The organism is Phytobacter sp. RSE-02 (assembly GCF_040578655.1).
GTDB lineage: Bacteria > Pseudomonadota > Gammaproteobacteria > Enterobacterales > Enterobacteriaceae > Phytobacter > Phytobacter diazotrophicus.
This window is the reverse complement of the sequence record NZ_JBEULY010000001.1, coordinates 431,891-451,809: the sequence shown is the minus strand read 5'-3', so window position 1 is coordinate 451,809 and position 19,919 is coordinate 431,891. Positions and strand designations below refer to the sequence as shown.

General features: G+C 51.1%; 17 protein-coding genes, 1 tRNA gene and 1 pseudogene. 7 read left to right on the top strand and 12 right to left on the bottom strand.

Features of this window, described 5'->3' with window-relative positions:
- The first annotated feature begins 102 nt into the window (after positions 1-102).
- The gene (gene rplY / locus ABU190_RS01950) at positions 103-387 is read left to right on the top strand and encodes a 50S ribosomal protein L25 (protein WP_039079939.1); all 285 of its coding nucleotides are present in this window, start codon (positions 103-105) and stop codon (positions 385-387) included.
- Positions 388-497: 110 nt separating this feature from the next.
- Here rplY and ABU190_RS01945 read toward each other — a convergent pair.
- Both ABU190_RS01945 and yejK read right to left on the bottom strand, forming a co-directional pair.
- A pseudogene (locus tag ABU190_RS01945) lies at positions 498-663 on the bottom strand (hypothetical protein); the annotation flags it as partial.
- Between the two features lie 63 nt (positions 664-726).
- Positions 727-1,731 carry a nucleoid-associated protein YejK gene (gene yejK, locus ABU190_RS01940; protein WP_354690231.1) on the bottom strand — a complete coding sequence of 335 codons (1,005 nt, stop codon included), beginning with the start codon at positions 1,729-1,731 and terminating at the stop codon, positions 727-729.
- Positions 1,732-1,863: 132 nt separating this feature from the next.
- On the opposite strand from yejK, the gene ABU190_RS01935 reads away from it, so the two are divergent.
- From ABU190_RS01935 to iraP, 5 genes are all read left to right on the top strand, one after another.
- Positions 1,864-2,091: a YejL family protein gene (locus tag ABU190_RS01935; RefSeq protein ID WP_039079937.1), complete on the top strand. Its 228-nt coding sequence runs from the start codon at positions 1,864-1,866 to the stop codon at positions 2,089-2,091.
- A gap of 18 nt (positions 2,092-2,109) precedes the next feature.
- Complete coding sequence (gene yejM, locus ABU190_RS01930) at positions 2,110-3,870, top strand: LPS biosynthesis-modulating metalloenzyme YejM (protein WP_354690230.1); 1,761 nt, start codon at positions 2,110-2,112, stop codon at positions 3,868-3,870.
- Positions 3,871-3,946: 76 nt separating this feature from the next.
- Positions 3,947-4,023, top strand: a tRNA-Pro gene (locus ABU190_RS01925).
- A 551-nt stretch (positions 4,024-4,574) separates the two neighbouring features.
- Positions 4,575-5,690: an acyltransferase gene (locus tag ABU190_RS01920; protein ID WP_354690229.1), complete on the top strand. Its 1,116-nt coding sequence runs from the start codon at positions 4,575-4,577 to the stop codon at positions 5,688-5,690.
- Between the two features lie 538 nt (positions 5,691-6,228).
- Positions 6,229-6,576: an anti-adapter protein IraP gene (gene iraP, locus ABU190_RS01915; protein ID WP_039079935.1), complete on the top strand. Its 348-nt coding sequence runs from the start codon at positions 6,229-6,231 to the stop codon at positions 6,574-6,576.
- A gap of 21 nt (positions 6,577-6,597) precedes the next feature.
- Here iraP and ABU190_RS01910 read toward each other — a convergent pair whose 3' ends face one another.
- The 4 genes from ABU190_RS01910 to mqo form a co-directional block, all read right to left on the bottom strand.
- Entirely contained in the window at positions 6,598-7,161 is a 564-nt protein-coding gene (locus tag ABU190_RS01910) for a hypothetical protein (protein ID WP_354690228.1), read from the bottom strand.
- Positions 7,158-7,559 carry a septal ring lytic transglycosylase RlpA family protein gene (locus tag ABU190_RS01905; RefSeq protein WP_354690227.1) on the bottom strand — a complete coding sequence of 134 codons (402 nt, stop codon included), beginning with the start codon at positions 7,557-7,559 and terminating at the stop codon, positions 7,158-7,160. Before ABU190_RS01905 ends, ABU190_RS01910 begins: the two co-directional genes overlap by 4 nt.
- Positions 7,560-7,903: 344 nt before the next feature.
- A complete protein-coding gene (locus tag ABU190_RS01900; protein WP_296429407.1) occupies positions 7,904-8,371 on the bottom strand; it encodes a hypothetical protein in 468 nt (155 codons plus the stop codon).
- A gap of 297 nt (positions 8,372-8,668) precedes the next feature.
- Complete coding sequence (mqo, locus tag ABU190_RS01895) at positions 8,669-10,327, bottom strand: malate dehydrogenase (quinone) (RefSeq protein ID WP_039079932.1); 1,659 nt, start codon at positions 10,325-10,327, stop codon at positions 8,669-8,671.
- A 278-nt stretch (positions 10,328-10,605) separates the two neighbouring features.
- Here mqo and ABU190_RS01890 point away from each other — a divergent pair, with 278 nt between their 5' ends.
- A complete protein-coding gene (locus tag ABU190_RS01890) occupies positions 10,606-11,841 on the top strand; it encodes a SulP family inorganic anion transporter (protein WP_354690226.1) in 1,236 nt (411 codons plus the stop codon).
- Here the strand turns inward: ABU190_RS01890 and mgtE are convergent.
- From mgtE to ABU190_RS01860, 6 genes are all read right to left on the bottom strand, one after another.
- Positions 11,804-13,240: a magnesium transporter gene (gene mgtE / locus ABU190_RS01885; RefSeq protein WP_071195666.1), complete on the bottom strand. Its 1,437-nt coding sequence runs from the start codon at positions 13,238-13,240 to the stop codon at positions 11,804-11,806. The genes ABU190_RS01890 and mgtE overlap by 38 nt on opposite strands.
- A 158-nt stretch (positions 13,241-13,398) precedes the next feature.
- A complete protein-coding gene (locus ABU190_RS01880) occupies positions 13,399-15,042 on the bottom strand; it encodes a multidrug ABC transporter permease/ATP-binding protein (RefSeq protein WP_354690225.1) in 1,644 nt (547 codons plus the stop codon).
- A 73-nt stretch (positions 15,043-15,115) separates the two neighbouring features.
- Entirely contained in the window at positions 15,116-15,766 is a 651-nt protein-coding gene (gene alkB / locus ABU190_RS01875; protein ID WP_079496267.1) for a DNA oxidative demethylase AlkB, read from the bottom strand.
- The gene (ada, locus tag ABU190_RS01870; RefSeq protein WP_107223783.1) at positions 15,766-16,845 is read right to left on the bottom strand and encodes a bifunctional DNA-binding transcriptional regulator/O6-methylguanine-DNA methyltransferase Ada; all 1,080 of its coding nucleotides are present in this window, start codon (positions 16,843-16,845) and stop codon (positions 15,766-15,768) included. The genes alkB and ada overlap by 1 nt, the downstream gene beginning before the upstream one ends.
- Positions 16,846-16,917: 72 nt before the next feature.
- On the bottom strand, positions 16,918-17,961 hold the full coding sequence (apbE, locus tag ABU190_RS01865) for an FAD:protein FMN transferase ApbE (RefSeq protein ID WP_354690224.1): 1,044 nt from the start codon (positions 17,959-17,961) through the stop codon (positions 16,918-16,920).
- Positions 17,962-18,074: 113 nt separating this feature from the next.
- Positions 18,075-19,196: a porin OmpC gene (locus ABU190_RS01860; protein ID WP_079496265.1), complete on the bottom strand. Its 1,122-nt coding sequence runs from the start codon at positions 19,194-19,196 to the stop codon at positions 18,075-18,077.
- Positions 19,197-19,919: the final 723 nt, after the last annotated feature.

The following is a 19,919-nucleotide window of genomic DNA, read 5'->3' as shown; positions in this document are numbered from 1 at the left end:
AGGGGGGATACGGGTATAATCCGCCCGCTTTTGCATCCGCAAAGCAGATCACTTGCCTGTTGCTGGGTCGCCTGTAGCAGGAACTATTTAAGAGAAATTGACATGTTTACTATCAACGCAGAAGTACGTAAAGAGCAGGGTAAGGGTGCGAGCCGCCGCCTGCGCGCAGCTAACAAATTCCCGGCTATCGTTTATGGTGGGAAAGAAGCTCCAGTTGCTATCGAACTGGACCACGACCAGCTGTGGAACATCCAGTCTAAAGCTGAATTCTATGATGAAGTTCAGACTCTGGTTATCGATGGCAAAGAAGTAAAAGTGAAAGTTCAGGCTGTACAGCGTCACGCTTACAAACCGAAACTGTCTCACATCGACTTCGTTCGCGCGTAATCGCTGACAAGTTGAAAAAACCCCGCTCTGCGGGGTTTTTTTATGTCTCATCAAACTCGATACGGCCTACCCGTTCGCGGATCGTCCGGCTGTACTCGTAGATCATCACGCTTAAGCTGATTCAGCAATGCTCTCTGGCGAATCGATGCGCTCTCGGGCGTCCACGGCAAAATATATTTGCCCCTTACTCAAGGCATCAAATACCTTTTCGTTGCTCATCAGATCTGTGCCCTGCCAGGCCTGGTCATCAAACTGAAAGTCGAACCAGACCTTGAGCCCCGTCGCAGCAATGCAGCATCGACAGAGGCTTTCTGGCGTATTCCTTTATGCACAGTGCGGTCAGTTGCCACCGGTTCTGCGTTGCAGTTGATCGCGCAGATTCGGCGGTGTGCCCTTAATGGTCAACGTATCCGTGGCCGGATCCCAAAAAATACGCTCGCCCAACAGCAAGGCATCAAAGTTAATGGTTAACCCGCCGCCGCTACCCGCATATTTAGTTAACTGGCGCAATGTGCTGCGATCCGCCGGGAAGCTCTCTTCAAGCTCATATCCCTGCCCGGCGGTAAATTCTTCAAAGCTCACTTCGCTCACGCCCGCCAGCTCTTTTGACAGTGACGCCAGTTCAATCTCTTCGCCTGCCTGCAGTTGTTCATTACAGTAGGTGTAGACCTGCTGGCGAACATCCTGGCGCTCTGATTTATCGAGCTGCGCCTGGGCGGTAAAGTCATCCACCGCCTGCAACAATCCGCGGTTCTGCGCTTTGGCGTTTAATCCTTCGGTTGCACCAAGGAAATCCATGAAAAAGTCAGAGACCTTACGTCCAACGCGCCCTCTGAGGAAGGTTAAATAACGCGTCGATTCCGGGTTAGTTTCCCACTCGGTTAAATCCACACGCGCCACGATGTCCGCATGGTTAATGTCGAGATAATGCGTCGCGCTGATGTCCAGTTGTTCATTAACACGCATACTGCTTAAGTTGTTCAGCACCGCGACCAGCAGGTATTCCACTGCCAGATAACGATAGTGGCAGAACAGCACAATGCCGCCGTCCGCAAAGGGATATTTTGCCAGTTCATCACGTAAACGCCCCGTCGCCGCACGGCTGAACGCGAGAAAATCTTCCTCGCCCTGACGCTGAAGGCGTAATGCCTGCGCCAGTTCGCTGTCGTTGTTAAACAGGCCGTAGGCTTTACTTTTCGCGCTGTAAACCCGGTGTAACTCGGCGACCATCTCCTCAACGGGAGCAGTCGGTTCCAGCAAAGATTCGCGCAACACCAGCTCAAGGTTTTGCTCATCGCGTTTGATAAGCTGGTGCAGGGCAATCTGGTTGATGTCCAGACTCATGATAAACTCTCCTTTTAGACCGGGCGGTATTCAACCACCACGCAAGCAACTGTGCAACTGCTGATAAAAAAGCAGAAAAAAAGCTGTTGCTACGGTAATATGTTGCCCTTTATGAATAACTGATTTCGATTTATGCCACAAATTTCCCGCTATAGTGATGAACACGTTGAACAACTGCTAAGTGAGCTGGCCAACGTGCTGGAAAAACACAAGTCTCCGACCGACCTTTCCCTGATGGTTCTGGGGAACATGGTGACGAACTTGATCAATACCAGCATCGCCCCTGCTCAACGCCAGGCCATCGCAAAATCTTTCGCCCAGGCATTGCAGTCGTCCGTTAATGACGATAAAGCGCATTAAGGTAAACAGCGACAAGTTATGGTGACTCATCGTCAGCCCTACCGTGAAAAAGTCTCCCAGATGGTAAGCTGGGGGCACTGGTTCGCCCTGTTCAATATTTTATTGTCCATTGTGGTCGGTAGTCGCTATCTGTTTGTCGCCGACTGGCCGACAACGCTTGCCGGGCGGATTTACTCTTACCTGAGCGTGGTCGGTCATTTCAGCTTTCTGGTGTTCGCCACCTACTTACTGATTTTATTCCCCCTCACCTTTGTGGTGATGTCCCAACGCCTGATGCGCTTCCTGTCCGTTATTCTGGCGACCACGGGCATGACACTGTTACTTATCGACAGCGAAGTTTTTACCCGTTTCCACCTGCATCTCAATCCCATCGTCTGGGAACTGGTGATCAACCCCGATCAGAATGAGACGGCGCGTGACTGGCAGCTCATGTTTATCGGTGTGCCGGTTATCCTGCTCATTGAGATGCTGTTCGCCACCTGGAGCTGGCAAAAACTTCGCAGCCTAACCCGGCGGCGGCGCTTTGCAAAACCCGTGGCAGGGTTCTTTTTCGTAGCCTTCATTGCCACCCACGTTATGTATATCTGGGCGGACGCCAACTTCTATCGCCCTATCACCATGCAGCGGGCGAACCTGCCTCTCTCCTACCCGATGACGGCACGCCGCTTCCTGGAGAAACATGGCCTGCTGGATGCGCAGGATTATCAGCGTCGCCTGATTGAACAAGGTAGCCCGGAAGCCGTTTCGGTACAGTATCCATTGAGCGATCTGCGCTATCTGGATATGGGGCCCGGGCAAAACGTTCTGCTGATTACCGTTGATGGCCTGAATTATTCAGGTTACGAAAAACAGATGCCGGCACTTGCCGCGTTTGCGCAACAGAACGTGACCTTCACGCAGCATATGAGCTCTGGCAACACGGCAGACAGCGGCTATTTTGGCCTGTTTTACGGTATTTCGCCGAGCTACATGGACGGGGTGCTGTCGGCACGCGTGCCTGCTGCGCTGATCTCTGCGCTCAATCAGCAAGGTTATCAGTTAGGTTTGTTCTCTTCCGACGGGTTCAGTAGCGCGTTGTATCGTCAGGCATTGCTTTCGGATTTCTCGCTGCCTGCGGCAAAAACGCAGACAGACGCGCAGACCGCCGATCAATGGATTGACTGGCTGGGTCATTATGCTCAGGACGATAACCGCTGGTTCTCCTGGGTGGCGTTGAACGGCACCAACCTGCCAGAGAGCAATCAGCAGAATTTTGCCCGTCGCTATGGTCGCGCCGTTACCGATGTCGATACGCAGATCAACCGCTTACTGGATGCGCTGCGCGAATCGGGCAAGTTGGATGATACGGTTGTGATCATCACCGCGGGTCACGGCATGCCTGCCGATCGGTCGGCCACTGACTTTGCCTGGTCGCGCGATAATCTACATGTGCCGCTGGTGATTCACTGGCCGGGCACACCTGCACAGCGCATCAACAAGCTGACCGATCATAAAGACGTGATGACGACGCTGATGCAGCGCCTGTTACATGTCAGTACGCCAGCAAACGAGTATTCGCAGGGCCAGGATCTGTTTAACGCAACGCGACGCCATACCTGGGTCACCGCAGCAAGCGGCGATGCGCTGGCGATTACGACGCCACAGATGACGCTGGTGCTCAATCAGAACGGCAGCTATCAGACCTGGAATCCGCAGGGTGAAAAAGTTCAGGATCAGAAACCGCAATTGAGTTTGCTGCTACAGGTCCTGACAGATGAAAAACGGTTTATCGCTAACTGATTGATTATTTATGAATCAGTTAGCTGTCCCCTCACTTGCAATCAGCGCTGAAAAGGGTACTATTACCGCCACAAATCGGCACGTAGCGCAGCCTGGTAGCGCACTGTCATGGGGTGTCAGGGGTCGGAGGTTCAAATCCTCTCGTGCCGACCAAAATTCCCTAAAAAAACCAACCTCTTACGGTTGGTTTTTTTATACCTGAAATTTGGTGATAATAAAACAATTGGTTAAAAACCAGGCCATTGATACCAGCCAACCACTTTATCATGAAGGAGTGGCCCATCAGTTTCGCGAATTACGGGTTGCTAACATAAAGTTCAAATCAAGTCCGCTGACGAATGAGATGATTACGACTCAACGTAACTGCTGGTAACTCTTCTGCAGGCTCCTCGTTTTCTGCGCTCCCGTTCAGAGGCCCAAAGATAAATGGTGTTTCCACCTACCAACATATATAGAAGATGATGTATGTCATTTTTACAGCAAAACTCACAGGCAGAAGCACTTGCTTCGGCCTCGAGGAAGATACTGATAATCTGTTCGTCGGAAAAGGCTTCTTCATGGGTATACCTTCAGATTGCTGATGAAGACTTTTTTAACAATGCGGTATGTTAATAATTGAGAGCAAGTCAGGCATAAGTGTCGACGGAAACATGCTGCTAATGTTAAAGTTAATTTAGAATGTAGCTAAATCGGAACAATAGTTAATGAATCCACAAAAAAATAATCTAACAACCTCTGTTGCTCCTGGTGGACGAAATTTACACCTCGATGGTATTAGAGGTATCGCTGCTTTATCTGTAGCGCTATTTCATTTTTTTAGATCTTTTGATAACCAGTTCATCTCCTATGAAAAACCGATCAACCATTCTCTTCTAAGTTCAATGTGGAATGGTCATTATGCTGTAGCTTTATTTTTCGTTTTAAGTGGTTATATATTCTTTAAGAAATTTTATTTATCTTCGTTTAAAAAAGGGTTAAATGCTTCCGTAAAGCGCTTTTTAAGATTAAGTATCCCTATTATGTGCGTATGTTTTTTTGCATATTTAATTCACAGATTTGGTCTTTTCTATAACGCAGAAGCATCTGTTGCAACTCACTCAGATTGGCTTGCTAGGTGGTATACATTTCAGCCAGACCTCAAACTTGCTATTATTGAATCTATCTGGACAGACTTCGTATCTTTTGATCCAACTCTCACATATAACTCCAATTTATGGACGATATCGTATGAGTTATTCGCAGTAATTATTGTTATTGCTTTTGCAATTGGATGTAAGTTCATTAACTTTTATGCTCAAGTTTTTTCCTTAGCAGTGCTATTGTTTTTTTCCTACAATACACACTACTTTGAATTTATGCTTGGCGCAGCGCTTGGCTTGCTTATAAGCAAGCACCGCAACCTCCCTTTGTTGGTAAGTATCACTTTTCTTATTCTAGCCTTATCAATGGCAGCGTTAGCTCTTCCACCAATTCTTATGCCATTTTCAATCAACACCGCGTATCCCATTGCTGCATTTTTATTATTAGCAAGTGTATCGATGAACAATTTCGTTGCTAAGATTTTTTCAAACCCCGTTTTTATAAAACTTGGCGATATTTCTTTTGGTTTATACCTGATACACTTCTTAACTATCAATAGCATTGCTTCATTTATTTTCCTTAAAACAGGTTCCCTATCCATAACATTCTTCTTATATATTACATCTACTCTTATACTTTCCTATATGTTTGCTTCTTTTGTCGATCATCCATGGACACATCTTCTGGATCGATTGTTCAGAAAGCAGAGTTCTACTTTCTCGATGAGCAACGTAAGTTAAAAACAAATAATAGCTTAATGCCTATAACCCTATGACATTGTTCTGAGGGGGTATAGGCATCGTAGTTTTTGGGTGAAACAAAATTTTCAGTACCTGTGTCAGACGGTGCTTGTAATTTTCTATTTCAGGCAAGGTATAAGGCATAAAAAACAAAATTTTTAATTAAAAATTAAAAGGTTAACTCATAAAACCGTTCCCTCTCGTGCCGACCAAATATTTCGCCGGTAAGCTTTTACGCGATCGGTTACCCCTTAAGAACCCGCAATCTCTCTGAGTTTGCGGGTTTTTTAATGCCCGCAATACTCTCACGTCTTTAGCGTGCTCTCCCCTTATCGATGAAAAACAGTGCGGATAACGCGTTTGTGATCAGATGCCAGAGTGGTTTTCGCCTGATTCCTGATACAGATCTTTTCACATCTGTGTCCGGCTCAGCATTTTTCAACGCGTGAAATATCCTAAGCTCATTTAGGCTTACATAACGCCATGCTTACTTCTTGTAGATAGCCAAGACTCATGCGGATCAAAGGCAGGGAATCACATGAAAAACGTCATTATCAGTATGATCGCAAAGATTTCAAAGATGGATGCGGAGGCGAAACAGTTGACTGCTCGCGTAGAGGCACAGTCACTGTTACTTAGCGCCCTGGTGCTGACGCTGGGGAAAAACGGCGGCGTCCGCGAGATTATTGAAAACGTAAAGAAAGCCATCAACACGGCGGTGGATGTCTCCGACACGCCGCTTAAATCCGACGCCGAAATGCTGCTCAGTGAATTTACCGATCTGCTTTCCGTCACCCAGTTGCTGGATGACGCTGAATCAGAAATTGATTTCGAAACACTGAACGATCTTTTATCGAATACCGACGATAACCCCGAGCAGAAATGAGTACCGAAAGACCTGTCCCTGTCAATTACAAGACTGAGGCATCAATTTGTTGGTGTTTTCCCGCCAGCCATAACAGCTCGCTTTGAGCGCAGTCGGTTTAGGTTCATAAAGGACTAACAATCGCTGACCGGATTCATTGATTTTCCAACTGACGCTGGCTGCCGTCTTTTCTGCCAGTTTTATTGGTCGGTTTTGTGTATCCAGTCCATACAGTTCAACTTGCCCGGCTGCGGCACCAAATTGAAGCGTCACGGCCAAAAGAGCATTTCCTTGCCAGCGCCATTCAGGCAGAGGTTGCAACGCAGGTGACCAGGCGTCCGGCCAGCTTGTTGACCACACCGATGATGCAGCCCCTTTATCCTGCTTGAATAGCGCAAGGTAAGAAACGCTGGAATCTGCCCGCCCTTCCTGCCAGACGACCCAGCGCAATGCCCCCTGAGGATCGGCATCCATGAGACTCAAATTACGTACCGGTTCCGCCATGATGCGATTAATCGCATCAGGCGTTTTGTTTTCCGCTGCCTGCACGGCAATACTGCTGATAAAACCCAGGGCAAAAAAAGGAATAGCAAATACAGTCTTCATGGGGTTACAGGTCCCTGTAGCGTGCTGGCTGGCACAACGATGATGGATTGTAATGTAATCAAGCCTGCAGTTTTATCGGTAATAGCATTTATCGGCCGGTCACTCAGATAAGCAAACGCAGCTCGACTTAAATCAAGAACACGCGCCATTGAACCATCGCCAGCCCCACGATCATTCACTTTAACGATGACCGACCGCCCCTGGTATGTCAGTTTTAGTTTTGTGCCAAGCGGTACGGCATGCCAGCGTTCACGCGGCAATAAAGCGGCGGTATACGCCGTATGGGTGTAAAGATCGCCGCTTGCAGTCATTTTATTGATAAAGAAATCTGAATAAGTCGAAGCCACACCAGATACCGGAAGTCCCATTCTTTGCTCCGCAATGATGTTAATAAACATGCGCCCTTATTAAGGAAGAAGCTAATAATAAACCTAACTTTTTAGCCGCGTAATAATAGAAACAAATATTCAGCAATGACTCAGATTAATCTTAATCACGTGCCGTTCATATATTTTATGGCGGAAAAAGAAGGCGGCAGACACCTTATTGTTGCGCCCGGATGGTCAGCAAAATATCGACCAGAACAGCGACTATCGAGACGGCTATCTGACCGCAGGCAGCAGAGGTGGTCAGTAGGGTTTCAGGGGGAATGATGGTTGTGATTTTGCTGCTGTTGCTGGCAAATCAGACTCTCCACCGATGAGGTATTGCCCCCCTTTGCCCGGCGCTACTGGCGGCGAAATCAATAGGTATTGCACACCGTTTGCCAGCCAATTTTATTGCAGTAGGTGGTTTTCGGCATCGAGTTCTGGAGAGTTTGCAAAGACTGACTGAGCGCCTGTTGTTGCTGTGCGGCAAGCTGTTGCTGCTGATAATTATGCTGTTCTTGCTGCTGACGTTGGACAATGGCGACGGCAAAGCTATCGCACTGTGCTTTTGTTGGTGGCGTTTTTTCTGCCGCTGCTGACATTTCATTGAATGTGGTCTGATAAAACACCGGGTCATAAGTCCAGCTATTTAAATCGCGCGCTGCGTAATTTTTCGCTGCTGCAGCAATCTGATAATCCAGAAAGCCAAGCGAGACACATTTGTTTGCCGCGACATCGGCAAGAGCAATGCGTTGGTAATTGACATAAGGGATGGTGGGTTTTGGCGTAGCACAGCCAACAAGCACGGCGGCAAACGTTGCAGTAAGAAGAAAACGTGTCAAAAGAGGATCCTTAGAGGCGAAAAATGATATTTATCGCAAATAAGCATCCTCTACCTATACAAAAAAGTAAATAAATCATGAGGGTGCTAAAGAGGATAAATCGTCTCTAAGAGACCGTTCAGACCCGACGCTCCCGAGCGCAACGTGCTACTGCAAAAGCCCGCCGTAAGACTGAGGGCAGTTGCCGTGGCAATGAAGAGCGCACCAATGGACCTGTGAAAAACATCAATGGTAACGAAACAGATTTAAGTCGCTTAAACGTTGCGACAAAAAAACCTGCCGAAGCAGGTTTTTCGATTACAGCGCAATATCCGCCGCGGGTTCATTCTCCGCCGGCACAACATGCGAGGGTTTTCGTACCGGCGGCGTAGCATCCGCCAGCGGCGATTCGTCGCATTTCAGCCCCAGCACGCGACTGGTGTAATGCAACTCTTCATCCGAGGCTTCAACATTGCCGTCAAGCTTCACGCCGAGGAACGGAATGATCTCTTTGAGTTTCGCCTGCCACTCAGGAGAGGCGACTTTTTCCGGGAAGACCTTCTGCATCAGTTCCAGCATGATCGGTGCGGCGGTGGACGCGCCCGGCGATGCGCCCAACAGCGCAGCGATAGTGCCCTCTTTATCGCTCACCACTTCGGTGCCCAGACGAAGTTCGCCCAATTTCTTCGCATTGCGTTTGATGATCTGCACGCGCTGCCCGGCCTGCCACAAACGCCAGTCCTCTTTTTTAGCCAGCGGATAGTACTCACACAGGGCATCAAAGCGATCGTCGTCGTTTTGCAGCACCTGGTTCATCAGGTATTTCACCAGGCTGAAATTGGTCATCCCGACGCTTAACATAGGCAGGAAGTTAGAACTGTTAGTTGAGCGCAGCAGATCCCACAGCGAGCCATTTTTCAAAAAGCGCGTTGAGAAGGTGGCGAACGGTCCAAACAGCAGCACACGTTTGCCATCAATGATACGCGTATCGATATGCGGCACCGACATCGGTGGCGCGCCCACCGTCGCCTGACCGTAGACCTTCGCCAGATGGCTATTCACCACGTCAGGGTTTTCGGAGACCAGGAACTGGCCGCCGACCGGGAAGCCCGCGTATTCCGCCGCTTCCGGGATACCGGATTCCTGCAACAGTTTCAGCGCGGCGCCACCAGCGCCAATAAAGATAAATTTGGCCTTGATGACCTGATCGACGCCGCTGTTTTTCAGGCTGGCAATGGTCACATTCCAGGTGTTATCCGCATTGCGTTTGATGCTGCGGACTTCACTGCCCAGCTTCAGCGAGAAGTTGTCTTTGCGTTGTAAGGAATGAATAAGCTGACGGGTAATCTCGCCAAAATTCACATCGGTACCGATTTCCGTCCGCGTCGCCGCCACTTTCTGCTGCGGGTCACGCCCTTCCATAACCAGCGGCGCCCACGCGCGGATCTGCTCATGGTTTTCCGTATAGCGCATGCCACGGAATAACGTACTTTGCTGCAACGCTTTGTAGCGGGCACGCAGGAAGTTAACGTTATCATCGCCCCACACCAGACTCATGTGCGGGACGGTATTAATGAATGAGCGCGGTTCGCTCAGCACACCGGTTTCCACCTGATGCGCCCAGAACTGACGAGAGATACGAAACGCTTCGTTAATCTCAATCGCCTTTTTGATGCTGATTGTTCCATCCTGGTTTTGCGGGGTGTAGTTCAGTTCCATCAAGGCGGCGTGCCCCGTACCGGCATTATTCCAGCCGTTGGAGCTCTCTTGCGCCAGCGCGTCCAGCCGTTCCACCATGGTGATAGACCAGTTGGGCTCCAGCTCCTGGAGGTAGGTTCCCAACGTGGCGCTCATGATCCCACCACCGATTAAAAGCACATCCGTTTCCTGCTCTTTCGATGCGTTAGCTTTTGCTGCCGCGGAGACAGCATTAAGCCCGACAGCCATCGAAAACAGTCTGGCAGTCATTCTTTTCATAATGTTAATGCCTTACTTTTAGTGCTGCTTTATTAGCAGTTATCGCGGGTAACTTCGTTAGCGCATCTAACCTAGCACGGGGGAAAGAGGATTTAAATAATGTTTAAACATTAAATAGTCATTGCATAAATGTTATTAATAAGTTTAATAATTGCATTAAAAATAACCATGTTTACTGGCAACTTTTGCAAAGAAACAGTAGTATTCTTCGCTTTGTCAAACACATGACATCCCATCCATTTATTGATGCCTGTCGTTAATCACCCCTGCAAAAAGTTATGACTGAAAAATTATTCTCCCCGACGGGTCGGGTTAGCCATGTGCTGCGCTCCCCTCAATTGATGACACGCGAAGCGCTGGCGGGTGTGATTACCGCGCTGGCGTTGATTCCGGAAGTGATCTCCTTCTCGGTGATCGCGGGCGTCGATCCCAAAGTCAGCCTGCTGGCCTCCGTGGTGCTGTGCATCAGCATGTCGTTGCTGGGCGGGCGACCGGCGATGGTAACCGCAGCGGCCGGTTCAGTTGCGCTGGTGATTGGCCCGATGGTTCACCAACACGGCGTGGAATACATTCTGCCCGCCGTCGTGCTTGCAGGCGTCATACAAATTATCTTTGGCTTAACGCGAATGGCGCGTCTGATGCGCTTCGTGCCACAAGCAGTGATGACAGGCTTTGTGAATGCGCTGGGTATTTTGATTTTCTTCGCCCAGGTGCCTCATTTCTGGAGCCGCGAACCGCTGATCCTCGCGCTCTTCGTCCTGACAGTGCTGATTGTCCTGTGGTGGCCGCGCTGGGTGAAAAGCGTGCCCGCACCGCTGGTGGCTATCGTGGTGCTGACCTTATTTACCATCCTCACCGGACAAACGCTGCCCACCGTGGGCGACGAAGGCCCCATGCAAGGCGGCCTGCCTGGCTTCACCGAATGGCGAGTACCCTTTAACCTCACCACCCTCGGCATTATCTGGCCCTGCGCGCTCAGTATCGCCTTTGTTGGCCTGCTGGAATCATTGTTGACCGCACGTCTGGTGGATGATTTAACCCATACGCCATCCAGCAAAAGCCGGGAAAGCGCCGGGCTGGGGATCGCCAATATTCTCGCGGGTTTTTACGGTGGTATCGCGGGTTGCGCGATGATTGGGCAGACCATCGTCAATGTAGAAATGGGCAAAGGACGCAGCCGCGTATCCACCATCGTGGCGGGGCTGGTACTCTTATTGCTGGTGACGGCACTGAGCGAGGTAATGGCGGAAATTCCGATGGTGGTCCTGGCGGGCATTATGACCATTGTCGCCTGTAAAACCTTTAGCTGGCATAGCCTCTATCCGGCAACGCTGCAACGCGCGCCGATTGCCGAAACCGTGGTGATGATTGTCACCGTTGCGGCAACCATCAGTACCGGCAATCTGGCGATTGGCGTACTGGCAGGGATGATTGCGATGGCTCTCCTTCCTGCACGTTTACATAACGCGCGTGGCGCTACAGCAGAAAAATCGTCGCCAGCCCAAGAAAAATAAAAAAGCCCCCGGTGTCGGTAATCGCCGTGATCATCACGCTCGAGCCGACCGCCGGGTCACGCCCGAAACGTACCATTGTCATCGGGATAAGCACGCCCATCAACGCCGCCATCAGCAAGTTGAGCACCATCGCCAGCGTCATCACGCCACCCAGCGCAGCATCATCATAGAGCAGCCAGGTAACGCCCCCCATGATCCCTCCCCACACCAGACCGTTCACCAACGCCACACCCATTTCACGCAAGACTAAAAAGCGAAAATTGCCCGGTTGAATGGTCTGCAACGCCAGGGCGCGAACAATCATTGTGATGGTCTGATTACCGGTGTTTCCGCCGATACCGGCAACAATAGGCATCAACGCGGCCAGCGCTACCAGCTGTGAAATGGTGTGTTCAAAACCGTCAATCACCCGTGAAGCAATAAATGCCGTGCACAGATTAATCGCCAGCCATGCCCAGCGGTTTTTCACCGCACGGGTCACTGGCGCAAAGACATCCTCTTCGGCACTCAGACCGCCCATCTGACGTAAATCGTTGTCAGTCTCTTCGTAGACCACATCCACGATGTCGTCGATGGTGAGGCGGCCAATGAGTTTGCCGTCGGTATCGGTAACAGCCGCGCTAATTAAGTCATCGCGTTCAAAGGTATGCGCCGCGTCTTGCGCCTGTTCATCAGGCGAAAAGGTGACCGGATCGTCATTCATCACCTCGCCTACCCGGCAGGCACTGCCTTTCAGTAAGATGGTTTGCAGCGCCAGCTCGCCAAGCAGTATGCCGTCACGTCCGGTGACGAAGAGTTTGTCGGTGTTTTCCGGCATCTTGCCCAGCCTGCGTAAATAGCGCTGTACGGTGGCCAGCGTCAAATTCGGACGCACGGTGATCACTTCAAACTCCATGATCGCCGCAACGCAGTCTTTGCCGTAGCGCATCACCTGGCGTACCCGGGCGCGATCGGTTGCCGGCAGTGTTGCCAGCAGACGCCCGGTCAGATTACGCGGCAGATGCTGCACCAGCCAGATTTGGTCGTCGATATCCAGCGTTTGCAATGCATCCAGCAACGCCTTATCACTCATTCCATCAATCAGGTCTTCCCAGACGTTTTCCGACGCTTCCAGCAAGACTTTGCCACGCTTGTCATCTTCTACCAGTCGCCACAGGGCAAGACGCCCGTCTATCGGCAACCCTTCGAGGGTATCGGCTAAATCCGGCGCCGGTAAATGCGCCACCAATGCGTTGACCTCAGCCATGTCACTGCTGAGCTTATCGGCGTCAAATTGTTCCGCCAGAGTTAACTCGCCAAGCAACGTTGCGGTGAGTGATTTTTCGGTGGTGAGAAGCCAGATTAAACGCGCACGTTCCTGATCGCGTAATCTGCTACTGCTTTTTTTGCTGACAGACATTGGACGTTCCCTGCGTAGTAACTCACCTTTATGAGATGAAGGCGTACAGGTCTAAGCATAGCGGCAGGTGATGTAAATATTAATAAGCTGTGCGTACAGATGGGTAAAAGAGAGATATGTTGCGGATTTTCCGGACGTTTCCGCCCGAAAATTAACCATCAAGCCGTGCGGGCAACCGCATCGCGGGAGGCGAGCTCACGCTCCTCCCCGGTCAGTTCGCTTAATTGACCGTTACGCATTTCCAGCAAACGATCGGCATGGATAAAGTAATGATCATCGTGGCTGATGGCGAAAATGGTTTTCCCCATCGCCTGCATCAGCGGTAACAGCACCTGGTAGAACTCGCGACGGAAGTGCGGATCCTGGTCGGCAGCCCACTCATCAAGCAGCAAAATATCGCGGTCTTCCGCCAGTGCCAGCAGTAGCGCGACTCGCTTTTTCTGCCCTTTCGACAGTTTCAGATCGAGGATTTTGCCATCCTTGAGCTCCAGCTTGTGCGCCATTTTCAGCTGTTGCAGCCAGTGGTCCACCAGCGCCGGATCCGCCTGTTGACCCTCCGCGCCCAGCAGTTGATCAAACAGCCAGACATCGGTAAACACGGCGGAAAACAGCTTGCGATAATCCTCCGGTTTTTCCTTTGCCAGCGGCTTACCGTCCAGCAGAATTTCGCCAGAAACTGGTTCATACAACCCGGTTAACAACATCGCCAGCGTCGATTTACCGCTGCCATTGCCGCCAATCAGGAAGACCAGTTCGCCGCGCCTGAGCGTCAGGTTAATCGGCCCCACGGAAAACGTTTTGTCCTGATAGGTAAAAGTGACATCGCGCAGTTCCAGCGTTTCCCAGTTCGGGTAAAGCTGCGGTCGCGGGAATTCAGGCTGATACGGCGCCAGCGAGAACTGTTTAAGTTTATTGAACGCCACCTGCGCGCTCAATAGTGTCGGCAGCGCACCAATGGCTGAGAGCAGAGGGGTGCGCAGGAACAAAAGTGTCAATGAGTAGGTCGCCGCGACATTGGTATCCGCCCACCCCAGACTGTTTGCCATCCAGAACACCAGGCCAATCGCCCCCAACATCATAATATTCGACCAGTTCACCGCGCTCAGGTGGAAAGTGTCAGCACGGATAATGTGGTGGCGATATTCGCGGGCATCCGGCAGATACAGATTGTTATAGACATGCCCGGCACGTTCGCGATTAAGGGTCAGCTCTTTGCGCCCTTCCAGTACGGTCTGAAAGTCGTTGTACAGCTTGTCTTCGGTTTCACGCAGCGTCGCCATATGTTTATAAACGCGGGAGACCAGAATAAATCCGCCCCAGATAGTCAGTGCCATCCACAGCGCGGTGATGACCAGCATTTTACCGGACAACCAGGCCAGATACGCCGAAGAGCCAATCGTCAGAATAATCCCCTGCACCAGTTCCGGCAGACGCACAAACGCAATGGTAATACTACGCACGTCGCTGGTCAGCCCGGCCAGCAGCGTGGCACTGCCAAGCTTCTCAATACGCTCAACAGGGGTGTCGAGTATGCGTTTGATAAACTCACCGCGCAGGCGATAGACAAAATGGTGGCCGAGGGTGGTCAATGCCAGTTGAGACCCCAGCGTCACCGCCATCAGCAACAGAAGTAAACCCAGGAACTCCGGCAACACGGCCAGCGACATATCCACCGTTTCAATCAGGCGGAGATTGATAAAGGCAATAAGCCCGATGCCCAGCGCGGCGCTAAGCAGCGTTAGCGCGATAACGGCGATAAAAGGCCAGCGGTACTGCCGCCAGACCAGCAGGAGAAGTTCCATCACAAAACCCGGTCAACCAAAACAGCCAGCAGTTTAAACGGCTGATTGTTTACATCAAGAATAATTCTTATTTTTATTCAATCTTTCTTGCCTGGCGAAAAGTGAGGTTAAAACGGCACTCTCCGGTCGCCGGATGATGCCCCGGTTTAAGCGGTAAAATGCCATGATAAAACAGTCGTGACGCCCCACCCCACACCACCACGTCGCCGTGCTCAAGCATTAAACGTTGTATGGGGTCATTGCGTTTAAGGCCACCAAACTGGAACACCGCCGGCAGGCCAAGCGAGACAGAGACGATAGGCGCACGTAAATCCGGTTCGTCTTTATCCTGATGCAACGAGAGTTTCGCACCGGGTACATAACGGTTAATCAGGCAGGCATCCGGTCTGAAATCCGCATAGCCTGCCGCCACCGCCGCATCATGGCAAAGCGTCGCAAAAGCATCAGGGATAGCAGGCCAGGGATTGCCCGTTTGTGGATCAATCCCGGAATAGAGATACCCTCTGGCGTCGGTCGTCCAGCCCACTTCGCCGCAGTTGGTCATCGCCACCGACATGGTGTAGCCGCCGGGCGTTACCATATGACGCAGCGGCGACACCTGCGTTACTGCCTCAATGCCCGCCAGTAAAGCCTGTGCTTTTGCCAGCGCAAAACGCCGCAGGACCACCGCGCCGGGGGCGAGAGGTTCTTGCCAGGGTTCTTCATCGGCAAATAAATCGAGCATTATGTCTCCTTCGATTCTGATTCCTGCCGCAGAAGGCGGGCTTTACGCGTCGCCCCCCAACGATAACCGGACAGCCCGCCATCGGAGCGAACCACCCGATGACAAGGCACAACAATGGCAAGCTTGTTCGCCGCACAGGCGCGGGCGACGGCACGCACCGCCCCCGGCTTACCAAGGGTGTTTGCCAGCGACTGATAACTGACGGTTTCCCCCACCGGGATGGCGCGCAGCGCGTTCCAGACCTGGAGCTGAAATGCCGTACCGCGCAAGTCCAGAGGCAGCGTAAAAGGTGACGCCGGATTATCAATGCGCCTCACGACCTCCTCAACCTGTTCAACAAACCTTTCATCTGCCTGCTCGCGTCGGGCGCCGGGGAAGATACTTCGCAATTCCTCCAGCAGTGCGTCCTCGTTATCAGCCAGCAAAATGGCGCAGATCCCGCGTTCACTTTGCGCCACCAGGCAATGCCCTAAAGAACAATGACTCAGGGCATAGCAGACATCCGTATCGTCACCGCCGCGCCGATACTGGCGCGCCGTCATTCCCAGCGCGGCGTCAGCCTGCCGATAGTAGCTGCTGTTATCGGGAAACCCTGCCGCCAGTACCGCATCGGTGATCGTGGCGCTTTCATTAAGCGCGTTGCGCAGACGCTGCGCACGAAAAGCAAGCTGCCAGGCTTTCGGCGTCATGCCGGTTACGGACTTAAACAGCCGGTGGAAATGCCAGGGGCTCATGGCGACGGCATCCGCCAGAGTTTCCAGGGTCACACTCCCCTCCTGTTCCAGCAAGCGACAGGCCTTTTCCACTTTTGCAATCCGTTGCTGCTGCGGGTCCGCTCTTTCAGGCTGACAGCGTTTGCAGGGGCGAAACCCGGCAGCCTGCGCGGTGTCGGCATCGGGGTAAAAACCGACATTCTCGCGCAGGGGACGGCGTGAACGGCAGGAGGGGCGGCAAAAAATGCCGGTGGTTCGTACCGCGAAGACAAATTGCCCGTCGTGGCTGGCATCACGCGCGCAGACAGCCTGCCAGCATTGTTCATCGGTCAACGGTTGTTGATATAACGTCGTGGATGTTTTCATCTCAGGCTCCTCTTTCAAGCATAGCTTCACTGTGCCCGATAGCCCGGACGAAAAAACCCGCATTCTTGCTGTCTAATTTTTCTCGTTGAGCAGAAACGCAGAAAACTGTGGCGACATCCAGGTGGTAAACGTGTCACCTTCCCGCATGATCATATAGACCGCCAGCCCCTCTTTGCGCACGATATCCTGCGCTTTCGCCGTGCCAAGCACCATCAGGCCGGTATCCCAGGCATCAGCTTCCAGTGCTGTGGGGGCAATCACCGTCACCGAGACCAGATTATGCTCAATGGGGCGGCCGGTCTGCGGGTCAATCACGTGGGAAATGCGTTTACCGTCCAGCTCATAGTAGTTGCGATAGCTGCCAGAGGTGCTGATGCCGTGGCCATTAATATCCACCACCGCCTGCACCGCATTTTCCTGGTCGGTCGGCTTTTGTATCGCTACACGCCAGGGTTGCCCCTGCCCGTTCATACCCCGACTGACCAGCGCTCCCCCCACCGACACCAGATAGCGCGAGATCCCTTCATGCTCCATCAGTCGCGCAAGATGATCGGCGGCATACCCTTCGCCAACGGTCGAGAGATCGACGAAAAGATCCGGCAGATCTTTTTGCAGATACTGCTGTTGCGCCTCGTTAATGACCTTAAGATGTTGTAACCCGGTACGCGCTTTGGCCGCATCGATTTGCGCCTGATCCGGCACTTTGTTGGGCTGCTTGTCCGGCCCAAAGCCCCATAAATTTACCAGCGGTCCAACCGTGATATCCATTGCCCCCTGCGTGTGGGCTCCAACGCGCAATGCGGCGGTGACAATATCAGCCATATCGGCGCTCACCGGCCACGGCGCCAGACTGGCAGAATGGTTAAAGCGCATTAGCGCCGAATCGGGTTTCCACGTTGATAGCGCTTGATCGTCGGCATCAAGCTGCGCCTGAATTTTCTGCGTCAGGCTTTTCGCTTTCTCCGGGCTTAACGCGATGGCGCTCACGCGCCAGAAGGTGCCCATCGTTTTGCCTTCAAGCACCGTGGGGGGTTCCACCTGGGAGGCGGGGTTATCGCATCCGTTTAATAATGCGAGCGCAAGCAGCAGGCCTGCACGCAGAAATGTCGTCGCCATCGTCTTTTCCCTATCCGTTTTGCGCCGCCAGAGTACACCAAATTTAACGAGGGTGAGACGGGGTTCAGCCATAAAAAAAGGGGCCAGAGGGCCCCTTTGTCGAGAATTGCTGCTTAGAACTGGTAAACCAGGCCCAGGGCAACAACGTTGTCGGTGCTGATACCAGCCTGACGAGTGAAGGTGTTGTCATCCAGCAGGTTGATTTTGTAATCAACATAGGTGGACATGTTTTTGTTGAAGTAGTAAGTCGCGCCAACATCAACATATTTCAGCAGATCCTGGTCGCCGAAATCGGTCGTACCGTTGGTAACGTCTTTACCTTTAGACTGCAGGTAAGCAACGGACGGACGCAGACCGAAGTCGAACTGGTACTGAGCAACCACTTCAAAGTTTTGCGCTTTGTTCGCAAAACCATAAACGGTGCTGTTGTTCTGAGAGTTACCGAAACGGGTTGCGTTGTAGGTCTGGGTGTACTGCGCCGCCAGATAGATGTTGTTGGCGTCATATTTCAGACCGCCGCTATAAACGTCTGCATTGTCGCCGCTACCATAAACGCCAGCCGCATTCTGGTCAGCAGTACGTTTAGAGGTAGACATTGCAGCGCCTGCGCTAAAGCCAGCACCCAGATCGTAGGTCAGAGACGCGCCGAAGCCGTCGCCGTTCTGTTTCAGCGTGCTACGACCTGTGCTGTTTTCACCGCCGACGCTGCCGTTTTTGCCCTGATACTGCAGAGCAAAGTTCAGGCCATCAACCAGACCGAAGAAGTCGGTGTTACGGTAAGTTGCAACGCCGTTAGCACGGGATTGCATGAAGTTATCAGCGCCGTAGGTATCCCCACCGAATTCCGGCAGGACGTCGGTCCAGGACGTTACGTCATAGATCACGCCGTAGTTACGACCATAGTCGAAAGAACCCGCATCACCGACACGCAGACCAGCGAATGCCAGACGAGTCCAGGCCTGATCGCTTGAACCTTCAGTGTCGTTTGCCTGAACGTTGTATTCCCACTGACCGTAACCAGTGATCTGGTCGTTTACCTGGGTTTCGCCTTTGAAGCCGAAACGTACGTATGTCTGATCGCCATCAGCGCCTTTATCATCGGAGAAATAATGCAGACCGTCGACTTTACCGTACAAATCTAATTTGTTGCCGTTTTTATTATAAATTTCCGCTGCATTTGCTGCGCCTGCTACCAGCAGTGCTGGTACCAGGAGGGACAGTACTTTAACTTTCATGTTATTAACCCTCGGTTATATGCGTTTTTATAGCCACTGCTCACTGATCAATCCTATTAATCAGCCTGCAAGTTCATTCTCCTTAAAAATACAGAATAATCCAATAAGAATATGATACGAAAACTTTGAAGATGTTTCATATTGCATTATAGATGTTTCAATTTGTAAATTCAGGGGAACTTTTTTTAGCACAAATAGCTAAATAATAAAGCACAAATAATCAAAATATAATTTAAGATACAATAAAAACAATGAGTTAAGTGATTTACATGTTTTTAGCACTGAATGCAAAACCAAATGATAAATTCCACACTAATATAATCATCGCTATCATCATTAACTTTATTTATTACCGTCATTCGATTCTGAATGTCTGTTTACCCCTATTAGGACCGAATGCCTGGCATTCGGTTTTTTTTTACCTTTCTTTACGTAAATAAATTCAATTTGTGCTAAATGAAAGAATTTGTAATGACTATTAATTAAACAATATTCGTGCCAGGTACAGTGCAAAAAGATAATCCATTTTTTATTTTCTTGTTATTTAGTGCGATTTTTCCCAACGAAGCGGTAAATATCTGTACAGAATCGCATGAATTGTACATTTTTTAGCATCTGGTTTAGGCGAGCTTTTTTCGTTCGTCTGCAAGACATTTGCCCGAACGAGAGTCTGGAAATTCATTCATTACCCGATATACTGCCTGCTGTACACAGCTCTGCAAC

Excerpts from the sequence above, each read along its gene's own strand:
- rplY (WP_039079939.1), top strand. The coding sequence starts at position 103 with ATGTTTACTATCAACGCAGAAGTACGTAAAGAGCAGGGTAAGGGTGCG.
- yejK (WP_354690231.1), bottom strand. The coding sequence starts at position 1,731 with ATGAGTCTGGACATCAACCAGATTGCCCTGCACCAGCTTATCAAACGC.
- ABU190_RS01935 (WP_039079937.1), top strand. The coding sequence starts at position 1,864 with ATGCCACAAATTTCCCGCTATAGTGATGAACACGTTGAACAACTGCTA.
- yejM (WP_354690230.1), top strand. The coding sequence starts at position 2,110 with ATGGTGACTCATCGTCAGCCCTACCGTGAAAAAGTCTCCCAGATGGTA.
- ABU190_RS01920 (WP_354690229.1), top strand. The coding sequence starts at position 4,575 with ATGAATCCACAAAAAAATAATCTAACAACCTCTGTTGCTCCTGGTGGA.
- iraP (WP_039079935.1), top strand. The coding sequence starts at position 6,229 with ATGAAAAACGTCATTATCAGTATGATCGCAAAGATTTCAAAGATGGAT.
- ABU190_RS01910 (WP_354690228.1), bottom strand. The coding sequence starts at position 7,161 with ATGAAGACTGTATTTGCTATTCCTTTTTTTGCCCTGGGTTTTATCAGC.
- ABU190_RS01905 (WP_354690227.1), bottom strand. The coding sequence starts at position 7,559 with ATGTTTATTAACATCATTGCGGAGCAAAGAATGGGACTTCCGGTATCT.
- mqo (WP_039079932.1), bottom strand. The coding sequence starts at position 10,327 with ATGAAAAGAATGACTGCCAGACTGTTTTCGATGGCTGTCGGGCTTAAT.
- ABU190_RS01890 (WP_354690226.1), top strand. The coding sequence starts at position 10,606 with ATGACTGAAAAATTATTCTCCCCGACGGGTCGGGTTAGCCATGTGCTG.
- mgtE (WP_071195666.1), bottom strand. The coding sequence starts at position 13,240 with ATGTCTGTCAGCAAAAAAAGCAGTAGCAGATTACGCGATCAGGAACGT.
- ABU190_RS01880 (WP_354690225.1), bottom strand. The coding sequence starts at position 15,042 with ATGGAACTTCTCCTGCTGGTCTGGCGGCAGTACCGCTGGCCTTTTATC.
- alkB (WP_079496267.1), bottom strand. The coding sequence starts at position 15,766 with ATGCTCGATTTATTTGCCGATGAAGAACCCTGGCAAGAACCTCTCGCC.
- ada (WP_107223783.1), bottom strand. The coding sequence starts at position 16,845 with ATGAAAACATCCACGACGTTATATCAACAACCGTTGACCGATGAACAA.
- apbE (WP_354690224.1), bottom strand. The coding sequence starts at position 17,961 with ATGGCGACGACATTTCTGCGTGCAGGCCTGCTGCTTGCGCTCGCATTA.
- ABU190_RS01860 (WP_079496265.1), bottom strand. The coding sequence starts at position 19,196 with ATGAAAGTTAAAGTACTGTCCCTCCTGGTACCAGCACTGCTGGTAGCA.